The 16,121-nt window shown below is 54.2% G+C and carries 10 protein-coding genes and 2 pseudogenes; 8 read left to right on the top strand and 4 right to left on the bottom strand.

The window, feature by feature from the left end; genetic code table 11:
- Nucleotides 1-71: 71 nt before the first annotated feature.
- From M2470_RS02275 to M2470_RS02300, 6 genes and pseudogenes are all read left to right on the top strand, one after another.
- A complete protein-coding gene (locus M2470_RS02275; RefSeq protein ID WP_280743588.1) occupies nt 72-4,529 on the top strand; it encodes a two-component regulator propeller domain-containing protein in 4,458 nt (1,485 codons plus the stop codon).
- A 104-nt stretch (nt 4,530-4,633) separates the two neighbouring features.
- Nucleotides 4,634-5,743 (top strand): annotated as a pseudogene (locus tag M2470_RS02280) (DUF4861 domain-containing protein); the annotation flags it as partial.
- Nucleotides 5,738-7,366, top strand: a pseudogene (locus M2470_RS02285) (glycoside hydrolase 43 family protein); the annotation flags it as partial. The pseudogenes M2470_RS02280 and M2470_RS02285, both read left to right, overlap by 6 nt.
- A gap of 42 nt (nt 7,367-7,408) precedes the next feature.
- A complete protein-coding gene (locus tag M2470_RS02290) occupies nt 7,409-8,503 on the top strand; it encodes a glycoside hydrolase family 88 protein (RefSeq protein ID WP_280743664.1) in 1,095 nt (364 codons plus the stop codon).
- A 241-nt stretch (nt 8,504-8,744) separates the two neighbouring features.
- The gene (locus tag M2470_RS02295; RefSeq protein WP_280743587.1) at nt 8,745-8,981 is read left to right on the top strand and encodes a hypothetical protein; all 237 of its coding nucleotides are present in this window, start codon (nt 8,745-8,747) and stop codon (nt 8,979-8,981) included.
- Nucleotides 8,982-8,993: 12 nt separating this feature from the next.
- On the top strand, nt 8,994-11,687 hold the full coding sequence (locus M2470_RS02300; protein ID WP_280743586.1) for a prolyl oligopeptidase family serine peptidase: 2,694 nt from the start codon (nt 8,994-8,996) through the stop codon (nt 11,685-11,687).
- Nucleotides 11,688-11,742: 55 nt separating this feature from the next.
- Here M2470_RS02300 and M2470_RS02305 read toward each other — a convergent pair whose 3' ends face one another.
- From M2470_RS02305 to M2470_RS02315, 3 genes are all read right to left on the bottom strand, one after another.
- On the bottom strand, nt 11,743-12,429 hold the full coding sequence (locus tag M2470_RS02305) for an energy transducer TonB (protein ID WP_280743585.1): 687 nt from the start codon (nt 12,427-12,429) through the stop codon (nt 11,743-11,745).
- Nucleotides 12,430-12,505: 76 nt separating this feature from the next.
- On the bottom strand, nt 12,506-12,961 hold the full coding sequence (locus tag M2470_RS02310; RefSeq protein WP_280746494.1) for a DUF4230 domain-containing protein: 456 nt from the start codon (nt 12,959-12,961) through the stop codon (nt 12,506-12,508).
- 153 nt (nt 12,962-13,114) lie between these two features.
- Nucleotides 13,115-13,732 (bottom strand): DUF4230 domain-containing protein, encoded by a 618-nt coding sequence (locus M2470_RS02315; protein WP_280743584.1) that lies wholly within the window; start codon nt 13,730-13,732, stop codon nt 13,115-13,117.
- 68 nt (nt 13,733-13,800) lie between these two features.
- Between M2470_RS02315 and M2470_RS02320 the strand changes: the two genes are divergently transcribed.
- Together M2470_RS02320 and M2470_RS02325 are read left to right on the top strand one after the other, a co-directional pair.
- A complete protein-coding gene (locus M2470_RS02320) occupies nt 13,801-14,148 on the top strand; it encodes a hypothetical protein (protein ID WP_280743583.1) in 348 nt (115 codons plus the stop codon).
- A 10-nt stretch (nt 14,149-14,158) separates the two neighbouring features.
- Complete coding sequence (locus tag M2470_RS02325) at nt 14,159-15,643, top strand: hypothetical protein (protein WP_280743582.1); 1,485 nt, start codon at nt 14,159-14,161, stop codon at nt 15,641-15,643.
- 6 nt (nt 15,644-15,649) lie between these two features.
- On the opposite strand, the gene M2470_RS02330 is transcribed toward M2470_RS02325, so the two are convergent.
- Nucleotides 15,650-16,120: a DedA family protein gene (locus tag M2470_RS02330; RefSeq protein ID WP_280743581.1), complete on the bottom strand. Its 471-nt coding sequence runs from the start codon at nt 16,118-16,120 to the stop codon at nt 15,650-15,652.
- Nucleotide 16,121: the final 1 nt, after the last annotated feature.

Consider the following 16,121-nt stretch of genomic DNA (forward strand, 5'->3'; position numbering starts at 1 on the left):
TCTTCATATTTCAATCTGCATTCTTCATTTATTTTTCGTATTATTGTACGTTAATAGCCCTGAAGAACCAAATGAGGAAACTACTGATCGCTACCCTGATGACGTTGACCCTTGTGCATCTGTATGCGCAATGGAGTTACTCATTCACCCACTATTCGTCTGCCGACGGACTGGCACAAAACTCCGTCATGTCCATATTGGAAGATCACAAAGGCTATATGTGGTTTGCCAGTTGGGACGGCATCAATAAGTTCGACGGCTATACCTTCAAATCCTACAAAGCGGGCGAGAACAATTCCGTTGGCCTGGCAAACAATCGCATCGACTATCTGTACGAAGACAAGTACGGCTTCATCTGGGTGCAATCGTACGACAGCCGTGCGCACCGCTTCAATCCCGATACGGAAACCTTCGAGCAAGTGCCCGCCGACGGCAAGGAGAGCCAGATATCCGTAGCCTCTATCCACACCCTTCCCGACGGCTGCGTATGGTTACTCACCGAGCAGGAAGGCGCCATCCGCGTCATTACCGACGAGGAAACCTACCAACTGAAGACCATCGTGTACTCCCTGAAGAGCGGGCTGATCCCCTCCATGAACGTCTACCAAGTCTACCAAGACAGCCTCTCTTACGAGTGGTTGCTGACCGACAACGGACTGGCCATGCTGGAGCATGACTCTGTTTCGCCCGTCCTTTACTTTGCCGACAGCCAAACGGGCAGCAACCGCCTGAAGCAGTCCTTCTACTGCGCCACCGAAACGGCACACGACATCTGCTTCGGCTCCGGCAAAGGACGCATCTGGCTATACAACAAGCAGCAGAAGAACTTCCGCCTGGTAGAGGTCAATACCGCCTCCGACATTATCTCCATCAATCCCTTTGGTGAGCAAGACATCCTGATCGCCACGCGCGAGGACGGCTTCTTTACCTACCACCTCCCCAGCGGGCAGACGGTGCATTACAACCGGCAGAATACCCCCTCACTGCCCGGCAACAAGATACTTTCGGTCTACATCGACCGCAAGCAGGAGGCATGGTTCGACCTGGCCGATGCCAAGGGCGTCACCCACTTCAACCCCTTCACCCGGAAGGTGAAACAAGAAATCGTATTCAGCGAAGAGGCGGGAGCCTATCGTTCGCAGCCCAAGTTCTTCATTCACGAAGATATCAACAACAACCTCTGGGTACACCCCTTCGACGGGGGATTCTCCCTTTACGACCGCGAGAACGACTGCCTGCGCCCCTTCTTCAACGAGCCGGGCAGCAGCGACTGGCGCTTCTCCAACAAATTGCACGCCGTCATGTCGGATAGCCAGGGCAACCTCTGGATGTGCACCCACTCCAAAGGATTGGAGAAAATTTCCTTTCTGCCAAAGCGCTTCACCCTGATTCCTCCTCAACCGCTCAGCTACGAATCGCTGACGAACAATATCCGCTCCCTCTTTGAAGACAGCCGGGGACGGATGTGGATGGGCTCGCGCGACGGCAAGCTGCGGATCTATGATGTCAACCGCCGCTTCATGGGCTTCCTTACCGACAAGGGCACCATCTCTATGGACGGGCCCGACTTCAAAGGCGTGGCCTACGACATCATGCAAGACACGCGCGGCCGCATCTGGATAGCTACCAAAGGCGACGGTATCTCCTGCCTCACGGAGACGAACGGCCATTTTCAGGTAACTACCTACCTCTCCGACCCTGCCGACCTCTACAGCCTGAGCGACAACAATGTCTTCAGCGCCCACGAAGACGCGCAAGGACGCATCTGGGTGGCCACCTTCGGAGGCGGACTGAACTATATCGAGGAGCAGGCAGACGGCAGCGTCCGCTTCATCAATCATCTGAACCATCTGAAGGGTTACCCCATCGAGGAGTGCTACCGCGCACGCTTCGTCACTTCCGACCAAAAGGGGAACATCTGGGTGGGGACTACCTCGGGTGCCGTCTCCTTCAGGGGAGACTTCAGCGATCCCGGCGACATCCGCTTCTACCAATACAAGCGCGTGCTAGACGACAAAAACAGCCTCAGCAACAACGACGTCTACTGGATCGAGAGCACCAGCCGCGACGAGTTATACTTTGCGACCTTCGGCGGCGGGCTGAACGAGTTACTCTCGCTGAGCGACAAGGGCGAAGCTCAGTTTGCCACCTATACCACCGACAACGGCCTACCCAGCAACCTGCTCTTCTGCCTCAGCGAAGACCGCGAAGGCTACCTGTGGGTGAGCACCGAGAACGGCATCTGCAAGTTCGACCCCAACCGCAAGTCGGGCGAGATCTACTACGACAAGTACCTGGACATCCGCGCCGGATTCAACGAAGGCTCCACCCTCCGGAAATCGGACGGACTGATCTGCTTCGGCACCAGCAACGGCCTGGTGGAGTTCATGCCCCAGTATATCGTGAAGAGCAGCTACGTGCCACCCATCACGCTGAACAACCTCCTGATCCGCAACGAAGACGTTCGCCCCGGCGAGCAGAAGATCCTCAAGCGCATCCTCGACAATACCGGGCAGCTGGAGCTGTCCCACAAGGACAACATCCTGACGATTCAGTACGCCGCCCTCGATATGAAAGCGCCCGAGAATATCCAGTACGCCTACCGCCTGGAGAACTTCGACGACGAGTGGACGTACGTTGACAAGCAGCGCTTTGCCACCTACACCAACCTGCCGAAGGGCCGGTACGTTTTCCAGGTGAAATCCACCAACAGCGACGGCGTATGGATGGACAACACCCGCTCGCTCGACATCACCATCCTGCCTTCCTTCTGGGAGACGCCGCTGGCTTACTTCCTCTATGTATTGGGCATCCTGGGGATTATCTTCGTGGCGGTCTACATCCTCTTTACCATCTATCGCCTCAAGCACGAGGTGTCGGTAGAGCAGCAGATCTCGGATATCAAGCTCCGCTTCTTCACCAACATCTCGCACGAGCTCCGCACGCCCCTCACCCTGATCGCCGGGCCGGTGGAAAATGTGCTGAAGGATACCAGCCTGTCCGACGACACCCGCAATCAGCTGGTATTGGTAGAGCGCAACACCGACAGGATGCTCCGCCTGGTGAACCAGATCCTCGACTTCCGCAAGATACAAAACCGCAAGATGAAGATGAAGGTGCAGCGCATCGAGCTAACGCCCTTTATCCACACCATCATGAGCAACTTCGACACCCTGGCGCGCGAGCACGAGATAGACTTCCTCTTCGAGCCGGAGAAGAAGGGCCTTTTCCTCTGGGCGGATGCCGACAAGTTGGAGAAGATCGTCTTCAACCTCCTCTCCAATGCCTTCAAATATACTCCCGTAGGCAAGATGATTAAGGTCTACATCCACGAGAACGAGCAGAACATTCTCATCGGCGTGCAGGATCAGGGCATCGGCATCTCGGAAAGCAAAAAGGAGTCGCTCTTCGTGCGCTTCGAGAATCTGGTAGACAAGAACCTCTTCAATCAGGCGAGCTCGGGCATTGGCCTCTCGCTGGTAAAGGAATTGGTCGAGCTCCACAAGGCTACCATCTCTGTCGACACCAAGCTGGGCGAGGGCAGCTCCTTCATCCTCTCTTTCCCCAAGGGCAAGGAGCATTTCGGCGAAGAGGTAGAGTTCATCGTAGAAGACTACACCCTCACGACACAGCCGGAGCAGGCCGCCTCTGCCTCTCCATCAACCATCCTTCCCACTGCCGACAAGGAAGACGAAGACTACAATAGCGAGTTGATGCTCCTGGTAGAGGACAACGACGAATTGCGCTTCTTCCTCCGCAGCATCTTCGACTCCGCTTTCCGTATCGTGGAGGCGCGCAACGGGCAGGAGGGCTTGGAAAAGGCACTCGCTTACGTGCCCGACATCATCATAAGCGATGTGATGATGCCCGAGAAAGACGGCATCGCCCTGACCAAGGAGCTCCGCGATAACCTCACCACCAGCCACATTCCGATCATCCTCCTGACGGCGAAGTCTGCCATCGAAGACAAGTTGGAAGGCCTGGAATATGGCGCCAATGATTACATCACCAAGCCCTTCAGCTCCGTCTACCTGAAAGCCAGGGTAGACAACCTCATGGCGCAACATAAGAAGCTGCAGGAGCTCTCGCGCTCCAGCCTCACGCAAGTCAGCGAGCGACAGATCGAGCAGTCCCTCAAGGAGGCAGAGGTATCACCCAACGACCGCAAGTTCATCAACAAGCTCATGGAGCTGATGGAGGCCAACATGGACAACGGCAACCTGGTGGTGGAAGACCTCGTGAAGGAATTAGCCGTCAGCCGCTCCGTCTTCTTCAAGAAGCTGAAGGCGCTCACCGGCTTGGCGCCCATCGAGTTTATCCGCGAGATACGCATCAAACGCGCCGCCCAGCTCATCGAGACCGGCGAGTACAGCATGACGCAGATCTCCTACATGGTGGGTATCAACGACTCGCGCTACTTCAGCAAATGCTTCAAGCAGCAGTTCGGCATGACGCCCACCGATTACAAAGAACAAAAAATACACCAAAACCGTCAGATAATACACACCGATACCAAGGGAAACGTCTAGCTTTGCAGGCAAACTATACGTATCGACACATGAAAAATACAGTAAAAACACTTCTGTTAGCCCTCCTCTTCGTCAGCTTTGTAGCCCGGGGAGAGGAGTATCGTATGCAACTCACCGTAGCTAACCCCTGGGACTTCGACAAAACCGACGAGCCCGTAGTGCTCTCCCTGCGCGAGATCCCTCTCAGCTTCGACCTGAAGTCCGCCGGCGTGTGGAGTAAGGATACCGAGATCCCCTCGCAGCTCGACGATCTCACCGCAGACGGCCGCTACGATGAATTGGCCTTCGTACTCGACCTTCCGGCAAAGTCCGAAAGACAATTAGAGGTCGTATTCTCCGACCGGGAAGGCAAATCCTATCCTCCGCGCGTATACGCCGAGATGCTGTTGAGCGACAAAGACGGCAAGCACCAATTGATCACCTCGCTCACCGTTCCCGGCAGCAGCAACATATATAATCTTCTGCACCATCACGGCCCCGCCTTTGAATCCGAAGAGGTGGCCTACCGTGTCTACTTCGACCGCAAGCAAACGGTAGACATCTACGGCAAGTTCAACAAGGGCCTCGAGATAGAGGCCTCCCAGTTCTATCCTACAGACGAACAACTGGCTCGCGGCTTTGGCGACGATGTACTGCGCGTCAGCGGAAGCTGCGGACTCGGCACCCTCAAGGGCTGGAATGGCACCAAGGCCATCCACATCGAGCCGGTGAAAGACCGCACCGAAACCATCCTCGCCAGCGGCCCCGTACGCACCATCACCGACGTAAGCGTCCGCGATTGGGAGTATCAGGGCAGCCGGATCGATATGAATGTCCGCTACATCCTCTACGCCGGTCACCGCGACTGTGAGGTGCAGGTCTCTTTCGCCCGGCCATTGAAGAGCGAAACCTTCGCCATCGGCATTCAGAATATCAAGGGCTCCCGCTCCTTCTCCGACAGCAAAGGGCTCCTGGCTTGCTGGGGAACCGACTGGCCGGTGAACGACACCGTCAAGTATGCGAAGGAAACCGTAGGTCTGGCACTCTGCCTCCCCGAGGGAATCGTGCAGAGCGAGACCCAAGACGCCGCCAATTACCTCTACCTCACCAAAGAAATGCCCGGCACTACGCACTTCAACTATCATATCAACTTCACCTCCAAGAAGGAGACCTTCGGATACGAAGACCGCGAGGCTTGGTTCTCCTACGTCACCCGGTGGAAAGACCGCTTGCAGAAGCCCGCGCGCCTCTCATACGCCTTTCCGCACAGCTCAGCACAGCAAGCGCAGGGCAATAACTACGTTTCCAACGTATGGGTGGCCGACCTGGGCAACGGCTCTTACCGTAATCCCATCCTCTATGCCGATTATTCCGACCCCGACGTCTGTCGCGTGGGTGACGACTTCTATATGACCGCCTCCAGCTTCAACTGCCTGCCCGGATTGCAGATCCTGCACTCCAAAGACTTGGTAAACTGGAGCATCGTTGGCGCCGCCATTCCCAATGCCCTCGAGCCACTGGAAGTACCCGAGATTCCGCAGCACGGCAACCGCATCTGGGCGCCCTGCATCCGTCACCACGAGGGTGAATTCTACATCTTCTGGGGAGATCCAGACCAGGGCGCTTTCATGACCAAGGCAAAGAGCGTGAGCGGTCCCTGGAGCAAGCCCGTCCTCGTGAAAGAAGGCAAGGGCATCATCGACACCTCCCCTCTTTGGGACGGTGACGGTCGCGTGTACCTCGTCCACGCCTATGCCGGCAGCCGAGCCGGTCAGAAGAGCGTACTGGCCATCTGCGAACTCTCTGCCGACGCCTCCAAGGCCATTAGCGAGAGCCGGATTATCTTCGATGGACACGAGAAACACCCTACGATAGAAGGACCGAAGCTGCATAAGCGCAACGGCTACTATTATATCTTCGCTCCCGCAGGAGGCGTGGCCACCGGTTGGCAAACCGTGCTCCGCTCCAAAGACATTTACGGCCCTTACGAAGACAAGATCGTCATGACACAAGGTAAGACAGCCGTCAACGGCCCCCATCAGGGAGCCTGGGTAGATACCGAATCCGGCGAAGACTGGTTTATCCACTTCCAAGACGTTGGCGCATACGGACGCATCGTGCATCTGCAGCCGATGAAATGGCAAAAGGACTGGCCCGTGATTGGTTCAGACAAAGACGGCGACGGTTGCGGCGAGCCCGTCATGCAGCATAAGAAACCCAACGTTGGACGTACTTACCCCATCTGCACTCCTCAGGAGAGCGACGAGTTTATCACCCCGTCCCTCGGCCTGCAATGGCAATGGCATGCGAACATCAACCCGAAGTGGTATTTCTGCGACGCTGCCAACGGACACCTCCGCCTGTATTCCTACCCGCTTCGAGCAGAGGCGAAGAACCTGTGGGACGTACCCAACCTCTTACTGCAAAAGACCCCTGCCAACGCATTCACCGCCACCATGAAGCTGCGCTTCAAGCCGGCTGCCAACTATACAGGCGAGCGCACCGGACTCGTGGTGATGGGCCTCGACTATGCCGGGCTCATCATCGAAAACACCGACAAAGGCCTGCGTCTCTCTCAGCTATCCTGCCAAAAGGCCGAGGCGGGCAATTCCGAAACCATTCACGCCGGGGCAGACCTTGCCAACGATTGGGTCTACCTTCGCGCCACCTTCACGCTACAGGCCGTCTGCACCTTCACGTATAGCACCGATGGCAAGACCTACAAAGCCTTGGGCGAGCCCTTCCAGGTACGCGAAGGAAAATGGATCGGAGCCAAAGTGGGCACCTTCTGCACCCGTCCTGCCATGACAATCAACGACGGCGGCTGGGCCGAGATCGACTGGTTCCGCATCACCAAAGGCGATGAGCAGCCGTCCGAGGCACTGTCATACGCCGTACGCGTGGCCGATTCCGAGATGGCGAGATGCCCCGAGTCCTGGCAACTCGACTTTCAGCGCACCCTCAAATGGGACTACTGCCACGGCCTCGAGCTGCAAGCCTTCCTCGACCTATACGATTTCACCGGCGACGAGAAGTACTTCGACTACGCCCTGGCTTATGCCGACACCATGATCCGCGCCGACGGTTCCATCGTAACCTACAAGGCAAACGAGTACAATATCGACCGCATCAACACAGGCAAGATGTTGTTCAGGCTGTACGACTATACGAGAAGCGAAAAGATCCGGAAGGCGATCGACCTCCTCAGGAGTCAGCTCGACACCCATCCCCGCAATGCCGACGGTGGCTTCTGGCACAAAGACATCTACCCCAATCAGGTATGGCTAGACGGTATCTACATGGGAACACCCTTCCTCGTAGAGTACGCCGCCCGCTACAACCGTCCGCAAGACTTTGCCGATGGCATCAACCAGATCCGCGTAGCTGCCCGGCACACATACGACCCCTCCAACGGCCTCTTCCGCCATGCCTGCGACGTCAGCCGCCGCATGTTCTGGGCCGATAAAGAAACCGGACAATCCAAACACTCCTGGGGGCGCGCCATGGGATGGTACGCTATGGGCATCGTAGACGCCCTCGACTTCATCCCTGCCAATGAACCCGGCAGAGACACCGTGCTCGTCATCCTCAACCACCTCGCCAAAGAGGTAACGAAGATACAAGACAACAAGACCGGACTCTGGTACCAGGTACTCGACAAGAGCGGCGCCAAGGGCAATTACGTGGAGTCCTCCTGCTCCGCCATGTTCCTCTACGCCCTACTTAAAGGCGTAAGAATGGGCTATCTGGACAGCAGCTACCTAGACGTTGCCGAGAAAGCCTACAAAGGCTACATCAAACACTTCGTAGAAGTAGGAAACGACGGCCTCACCAACATCACCCAAGCCTGCGCCGTAGCCGGACTAGGCGGCGCCAACAACCGCTCGGGCGACTATAACTACTACATCACCGAACTCATCCGCGCCAACGACCCCAAAGCCGTCGGCCCCTTCATCATGGCCATGCTGGAACGCGAACGCCTCGGCCTGAAGTGATATATGTATATGCGACACCTAATTCACCACGGTGAACGACCTGTCGCATCCATACGAGAGCTAATTTACCACGGTAAATTAGCTCTCGCAAGCTTGCAGCAGCTCATTTACCACGGTAAACGGCCAAAAACAGCCAAAAAACACCCTTTTTACCCCGGTAGCCTGGGACAAAATACCCCATTTCTCCTCATTTACTCCGATAAATCATCTGTCGTTTGACAAAGTGCAACCAATTACTACGGTGAACGAGCTGCCGCAAGCTTGCGGCAGTCTTTTTACCGTGGTAATCGACCTTTTTCAAGCTTCAAATTATCAAAAAGATAAAAAATGGGTATATATGAGCATAAGCTTGGTGTTGGATAATGTTCCCGTGCTGGTGCATGGGGTATTAACCTGTTACCGCTTTGCGGTATTTCGTTTGCAAATTACTGATTGGCAATGGTGGGGGTTTGTTTTTTATATTATTTTTGTGATATAAATGATGGATGTTATGAAAGGACGGTGTATTGGTTTGGTGGCGCTATTGGTTTTTTTGGGCGCCGGGGTGTGGGCTCAGTCTAGGAGGGCGATGACGTTTGATGATTTGACGGGGTGGCAGCGGGTTACTGAGAGGGCGATATCGGATGATGGAGTCTGGGTGGCTTGCCGGATGGAGCCTTGGATTGGAGATGCTATGGTGCATGTCTACAATGCGAAGGGGAAGGAGGTTGCTTCTTTTCAGGGAGGAGAGCAGATGAAGTTTGCTGCTTCTTGCCGCTATTTGCTTGCCGTGCAGAAGCCGCCGCTCAAGGAAGTGGAGGCGCTGAAGATACAGAAGACAAAAGAGGAGGATTTGCCTAAGAATAAACTATTGCTTCATAGGCTTGCCGAAGGTAAGACGGAAGAAGTAGACTCGGTTAAGGTATGGAAACTGGCGGAGAAGTCTGACTGGTTGGCGTATCAGAGGGGTAACAAGGCTGACTCTACATTATACATACGGTCGCTGGAGGGGAATCGGCTTGATTCGTTTCCCGCCGTCTCGGAGTTTTACTTCGCCAAAGAAGTTCCGCTGCTTTACTTTGTAAGCAAAGGGGATACGCTGGGTACCCGGGCGGGGCTGTATGCATTTGAGGCGGAGGCGGGAGCTTCGCGCCTGGTGTTTGAGGGCGAGGGAGTGTTCAAGCAGATCGTGCCCGACAAACGGGGCGAGCATCTGGCGTTTCTCTATTGTGCCGATAAGGATTCGGTGAGCACTCATTTGAAACTGCACGTAGACGGGCAGGTGCTGGAGGCTACTCCAACTAACTGGGTGATGAGCGAACACGAAACGATCCGCTTCTCGGACGACTCGCAGAAATTATTCTTCGGCATGGCGCCCCGCCCCAAGGTAAAGGATACGACCGTACTGGACGAGAATCGCCCCAAAGTAGAGATCTGGAAGTGGGACGAGAAGGTACAATACACCCAGCAGGTATACAACAAAGCCAAAGACCTGAAGAAAAGCTACACCGCCGTTTACCACCTGAACGAACGGAAACTGGTGCCCCTTGCCTCTCCCGAGATGCCGGACTTTATCATGGCAGACAAGGGCAACGCGCCCATCGGTTTGCTGAGAGTCTCCGAGCCCTACGGACTAGAGCGCATGTGGACAGGCCGTCCCCGCTATGACATTTACAGCATTGATCTGGCAAGCGGGCAGACCGATTGCATCAAAGAGGCACTGATGGCCGAGGTTCGCTTCTCGCCCAAAGGAAACTACGCCTATTGGTTCAATGTCGAAGACAGCAGCTGGTATAGCTACTCCATCGCCGACAAAAAAGAATACCGCCTGACAACGCCCGACACCTTCGCCGCCTGGGACGAAGAAAACGATATGCCTGACTTTGCCCCTCCCTACGGAGTGGCAGGCTGGACGAGCCCGCAAGACGAATATCTGTTGCTATACGACCGTTACGATCTCTGGCGTTTCGACCCGAAAGGGAGATCCGCCCCTGTGAACCTGACCAAAAACGGACGCACTACCCAAACAAGCTACCGTCTTTTGCAACTGGACAAGGAGGCTACCACCATCGACCCCAAGAAGGAGCAACTGCTAAGGGGTTTCAACGAAGTGACGAAAGGCTACGGCTATTACCGCTTGCCCTCTGTCGCTTCAGCCAGTGTGCCGCAAACCTTATTGGCAGGGAATTTTATGCTAAAGGAACCGCTCAAGGCGAAGAAGTCCGGGGCGATGGTGTACACCACAGAGACGTATAGCCAATTCCCGGAGCTGAGGCTAACGGCCGACGGCAGCTTCAAACGCCCCGTACAACTCACCAACGGACAAGCGCAGCAAGACGGCATCCGCTGGGGAACCGCCGAATTAGTCTCCTGGACTTCGCTAGACGGCAAGCCGCTGCAAGGAGTAGTCTACAAGCCCGAGGACTTCGACCCGGCGAAGAAGTACCCCCTCATTGTGAACTTCTACGAGCGCAATGCGGAAACCTTATATGCCTACAAGACTCCGGAGCCACATCGCTCCACCATCGACTATCGCCTTTACAACAGCCACGAGTATATCGTCTTCAACCCCGACGTAGTGTACGAAGACGGTTATCCCGGCGAGAGCTGCTTCAACAGTGTGATGCCCGGTATCTCGCTATTGATCTCGCAAGGCTATATAAATGAAGAAGCCATCGCGGCGCAGGGACATAGCTGGGGAGGATATCAGGTTGCTTATCTGGCAACGCGTACCCGCCTCTTTGCCGCCATTGAATCCGGCGCTCCGGTGGTGAATATGTTCAGTGCTTATGGAGGCATCCGCTGGGGCTCGGGATTGAACCGCTCTTTCCAGTACGAACATACGCAGAGCCGCATAGGCGCCACCATCTGGGAGGCTCCGCAGCGCTACACCGAGAATTCACCCCTCTTTACCATGGACAAAGTGGAAACGCCCATACTGATTATGCACAACGATCAGGACGGACACGTGCCCTGGTATCAGGGCATTGAGTATTTTGTGGCCTTGAAGCGCTTGCAGAAGCCGGTCTGGATGCTGAACTATCCCGGCGAGATTCACTGGCCGATGCGCATGGCGAATCGCGTAGACTTTCAGAAGCGTATGTTTCAGTTTTTCGAGCATTACCTGAAGAAGAAACCCATGCCGCGCTGGATGAGCGAAGGTGTTCCGGCTGTAGATCAGGATTTCGAGCTGGGGTACGAATAAAAAGGATGAGCCGAAGCCCATCCCCTTTCAGTAAACACACATATTGATAAAGTTTCTATTGCAATCTGAACGTAATAGGAACGGTATACTTTACGCGAACGGGTTTGCCACGTTGTTTACCGGGTGTCCACTTCGGCATGGTGTTGATTACACGCAGGGCTTCCTTGTCGAGGGTAGGACTCACGCCCCGGAGCACTTCGGCATCTACTACAGAGCCGTCGCGATTCACTACAAAGGCGCAAACAACACGTCCCTGGATGCCATTCTCCTGGTCGATCACCGGATATTTGATGCTCTTGCCGATAAACTTGAGTAGTTCGCCTTCTCCGCCAGGGAAGATGGGGGCATCTTCTACGATGATGAATACTTTCTCTGTATCTTCTTCTTCGTCGTCATTTGCCACGGGAGGCGTGTAGGTCTCTGTTTGTCCTGCGTTAGGGTCGTCTTCGGTTCCGCTGATGCCGGGGCCGTCGATGTTTACGTCATCCTCTACTACGGTGAGGATTTCTGCTACGGTGGTAGTTGGCGGTGGAGGAGGTGGGGGAGTTGGCTCCTGCATGGTGATGGGTATTTCGTCAACCCACTCGATGCCGCCGTCCCTGTCATTCACCAGTAGCTTAACATCTTGGGTTCCCCACTCAAAGCTAACAAAAAGGATAGCCAGCGCCACTACTAATCCCATCAAAAGACTCAGGGTCTTTTGGTTTTCTAAGTTTGCCTTAGCCGATTTCTTTGTTTCCATACGATTATTCTTAACTAAATTAGTACTGTGAGGGCGGTTGAGCCACTCGCTTATCATATAGATACAAAAGGGAGGCTTATTCCATAAAGGAGGGCGAATTTTTTTGCGCATCCTCTTCCCATCCGCTTGGATAGGGGTCGTGAATGACGATGTGGTCTTTGAATTTGGAGAAAAGTTGGGCGAGGGAGCGTACGGCATTCTCGCGGGCACGTGCCACATAGTCTTTTTCGTACATCTGCTGCCTGATCTTTTGCTTGATTTTCTGCTTGATGGCATTCTCTTCGTCTGTGGTGAGGGTGATTTCTGCCGGGTCGGAAGGGATCCAGACGTACCATACATCGAGCACCTGGTAGCCCTCGCGGGTGGACTCGTAGATATCGATGATTTCGCGCGGAAGCTGTACGAAGAGGGTGTCGCCCTGCTCTGCCGTGGGGATATGCTCAATGTCGAAGCTAATCCGTACCCTGGCCTTTACCCTGAGCACGGCGCCCTTGATGCCGATGGTGTCTTTGAAAATCTCCTCTGTAGTGATGTCGAGCGTAGAGAGCTTGACGGCCTGGGTGATGGCTTTTATCCGGGCGGGCAGGGTATTGATCCGGGAGGTGGTAGCCTGCTTGTAGATCAGCCTTCCGATAAAGATGATCGCGATGATGATGAGCAGTATGAGTATCTTCTTGCGCATGGATTATTCCTCCCTGAATTGGATGTGGGACTGGTATCCCCAGTTAGACAACAAGGAGCTGAAGTAGCTGCGTGCCTTGTCTTGGGCACTGTTCATGAGCTCCTGCCTGAACCGCCCGTTCTTTTCCATCTCTTCTGAGAGGATGCGGCTGGCTTCGTCTTTGGCTCTCGCCTTTTCCTGCGGCGTGAGAGAGGAGCGGTAAACGGATACCCGCTCGTGCTCTGTCTTTACCTCGAAATCGCGTCCCCACTCCTTGATGTGAATGGCGGGGAGGGTGAGGGTACAGGTTTTGTCCTTCTTGTTGAGTATGACGTCCTCCGGCGATAGCTCGTCGAGGTTGATGTATGCCGAGAAATACGTACCGAAGGAGTAAATGCCTATCCTTTTCCCTACGCTGGCCTTCTTCTTTACCCAGTCTACCATGTCGACAAAGATGCCGGAGCGCGCGCCGATGTCGCGGAAGTGGATGTCGGGGTCATCGATGATGAAGGTCTTCTCAACGCGCACCTCGGCCAGGGAGAGCTCGTGTATATCCTTCAGCTCGGTGTAGAGCGACGGCTCCTCCTTGCCGCACGACAGCAAGGTAGCTAAAGCAAGTACTATGAAGATGATCTGTTTCATGCCAAAGCAAATATAAGGAATAATCAGGAACTTGTATTTCCAATGGAATGTTTTATATTTACGGTCAAATGACAAAGGCAGCAAACAAATATTGCCTGTATGCAGGTCTATCGCTGCTGGCGGCGGCTATTCTTCTCCGCTGGTTGGTGGCAGGTTTTCCTCTGTTTGCCTTCTGGACGCTGATGGGCGTGGCCATCTTGCTGAAGAGCATCTTCCTGGTGAATGTGTTTCGTGAGAAAGGCTTCAGGCCGGCCTTGTGGCTCTACCTGATTCTGGCGGGCGTGTGCCTGATCTTGCTGTCGATGCTGTTCAAATATGTGTTTGTCCTGCCCTTGCTGCGGAATATCCTGTTCTTTGGGGCGATCCTCCTGAAGATCTCCGGGCTTGCACTCTTGTTAATCCAACGAAAGATATAAAACAATCCGAATGACTAAGATTCTGTATCCAATGAAATATGTGTTGACTTTCTTACTGCTGCTGGGTGCTTCTTGTACGCTATTCTCCCAGGAGTATTCCCTGTCGTCTCTGCAAGGCCTGCGGAATGCGGAGGGAGAAATCTCGCTGGAGTGTAGCGGATATGACATACTGATCAGCCGGATAAAGGGAACGATCAGTAATACCAAGACGATGGAGCATATCCGGAAAGATTATTCCTTGCGGAATATTCAGGCAGAGTATACAGACAGTAGCTTCATCCCACTGCATCATAAGATCATAGAGTCCGTTCATGTAAATCCCGGGCGGGAGAGCCTGAACCTCAATCAGGTGGCGGTATTGCTTCAGCAGAAGGAGAAGGAGGTAACGATCCTTTACTTCGAGACGATGAATCAGCGCGACATTGTATTGGAAAGGGAGATTGTAAAAGCCTGGCTGAGCAACGGCTTGGCTCCTTATATCTCTGACAGCTGGAAAACGACTGTCATCCCCTTTGTAGGGAAAGAGATAGACCTGGTGTATGCCTTCGACTGGTCGGCGCCGCACTTTATTTCGGGAGGGGGCAGCCAGATGAAGTGGTCGGAGTTCCCTTCTATGATGGCGGCCGAGCTGGACATCAATAAAAGGATCGATTTTGATATGAGCGGCAACGTAGAGGTGCTGCACGAGGGAGATATACAAGTGCTGTTCGACAGTATACCTACGCTGGCCTACCGGGTGGTGTACAAAAGCTATCACACCGACGCTTATTCGGACGTATTAACTACCTATTATATTGCCGAGGAGGTGAGGGGGAAGTATATCAGTTGCATCCTTACTCACTACGGGCGGAATGTGAACGACTACCAGCTGTCTTATCTGTTGCAGAAGGTGATGACGCTATCCGAAATGCCCCCTCAGATACAGCTTGAAGAAAGCGAGTACGTATACGAGAGCGAGTACGAGAAGGACAAGTCGAAGATGAATATGATAGAGCTTCAGGTGGGTACCTGGTTGCCGGTCGGGAAGTTGAGCCGGGTGTTTACCGCTGCTCCCTCTATCGGAGCCTACGTGGGCTATCCGTTTAGCAATACCTTCAAGATAGATATGGGCGTGCAGCTGGCCTTCCCCGTGAACAGATCCCACTTCACTTACTACGATCATAACACCCCTCTGGATGCCAAGGCAAATGTAGTGGTGGGACTGAACCTGCGCGGACATTACCAGCAGCAGGTCGGTGCAGACACCTTCTTTACCTTATACGCCGGCCTGGGGATAAACGGCATCACTACCAATCTGGAGCGGGTGGACTATTCGGAGGACACGACAGAGTTCTATTCCTGCGAAACGGTAGATGTATTCGGCGGAGCTAGTATCCGCTACCGATTGATCGGCCTATTTGCGGAGTATCACTATGTGCCGTACTCAATCAGCGGGAAGGTAAAGGATGCCTTTGGCAACAGCGCGTTCAACTTGGGGCTGATGTTCTCCTTCTAAGGCTTGTCAACGGGTGATCCACTCTATAAATTGCTGGCCGAAGCGAACATAGAGGAGTGTCCAGCCCAGAAAACGGGCAAAACAACCAAGAAGCAAGAGCAGGATGGTGAGTCTGGGCTTTACTTTATAGAAACCCAAGCCTACGAGCCCCACTATCCCTACGACGGGAATCCAGGTGAAGAGTGCAATCCATACGCCATACTTGTCGACTACCTTCTTTTGTTCGATCAGCTTCTCTCGCTTGATGTTGAACCATCGTTCGAGCCATTCCCACTTGCCAAGCCAGCCCAAAGAATAGGTGGTAATCAGTCCGATCCAGTTACCCGAGGTAGCAGCCAGCAAGCAGAGCCAGGGATTGCTATCGCCCAGGGTGAAAACTCCTACTAACAGAATGTCGGAACTGATGGGCAACACCGTGCCCGCCAAGAACGTACCGATGAATAGACCCCAATATCCCAGTTGAATCAGCCAATCCATG

The sequence above is a fragment of the Parabacteroides sp. PH5-46 genome (genome assembly GCF_029892785.1).
Taxonomy (GTDB): Bacteria; Bacteroidota; Bacteroidia; order Bacteroidales; family Tannerellaceae; genus DFXE01.

What these genes read in the sequence shown, in the direction of transcription:
- M2470_RS02275 (WP_280743588.1), top strand. Translation starts at nt 72, where the DNA reads ATGAGGAAACTACTGATCGCTACCCTGATGACGTTGACCCTTGTGCAT.
- M2470_RS02300 (WP_280743586.1), top strand. Translation starts at nt 8,994, where the DNA reads ATGAAAGGACGGTGTATTGGTTTGGTGGCGCTATTGGTTTTTTTGGGC.
- M2470_RS02305 (WP_280743585.1), bottom strand. Translation starts at nt 12,429, where the DNA reads ATGGAAACAAAGAAATCGGCTAAGGCAAACTTAGAAAACCAAAAGACC.
- M2470_RS02315 (WP_280743584.1), bottom strand. Translation starts at nt 13,732, where the DNA reads ATGAAACAGATCATCTTCATAGTACTTGCTTTAGCTACCTTGCTGTCG.
- M2470_RS02320 (WP_280743583.1), top strand. Translation starts at nt 13,801, where the DNA reads ATGACAAAGGCAGCAAACAAATATTGCCTGTATGCAGGTCTATCGCTG.
- M2470_RS02325 (WP_280743582.1), top strand. Translation starts at nt 14,159, where the DNA reads ATGACTAAGATTCTGTATCCAATGAAATATGTGTTGACTTTCTTACTG.
- M2470_RS02330 (WP_280743581.1), bottom strand. Translation starts at nt 16,120, where the DNA reads ATGGATTGGCTGATTCAACTGGGATATTGGGGTCTATTCATCGGTACG.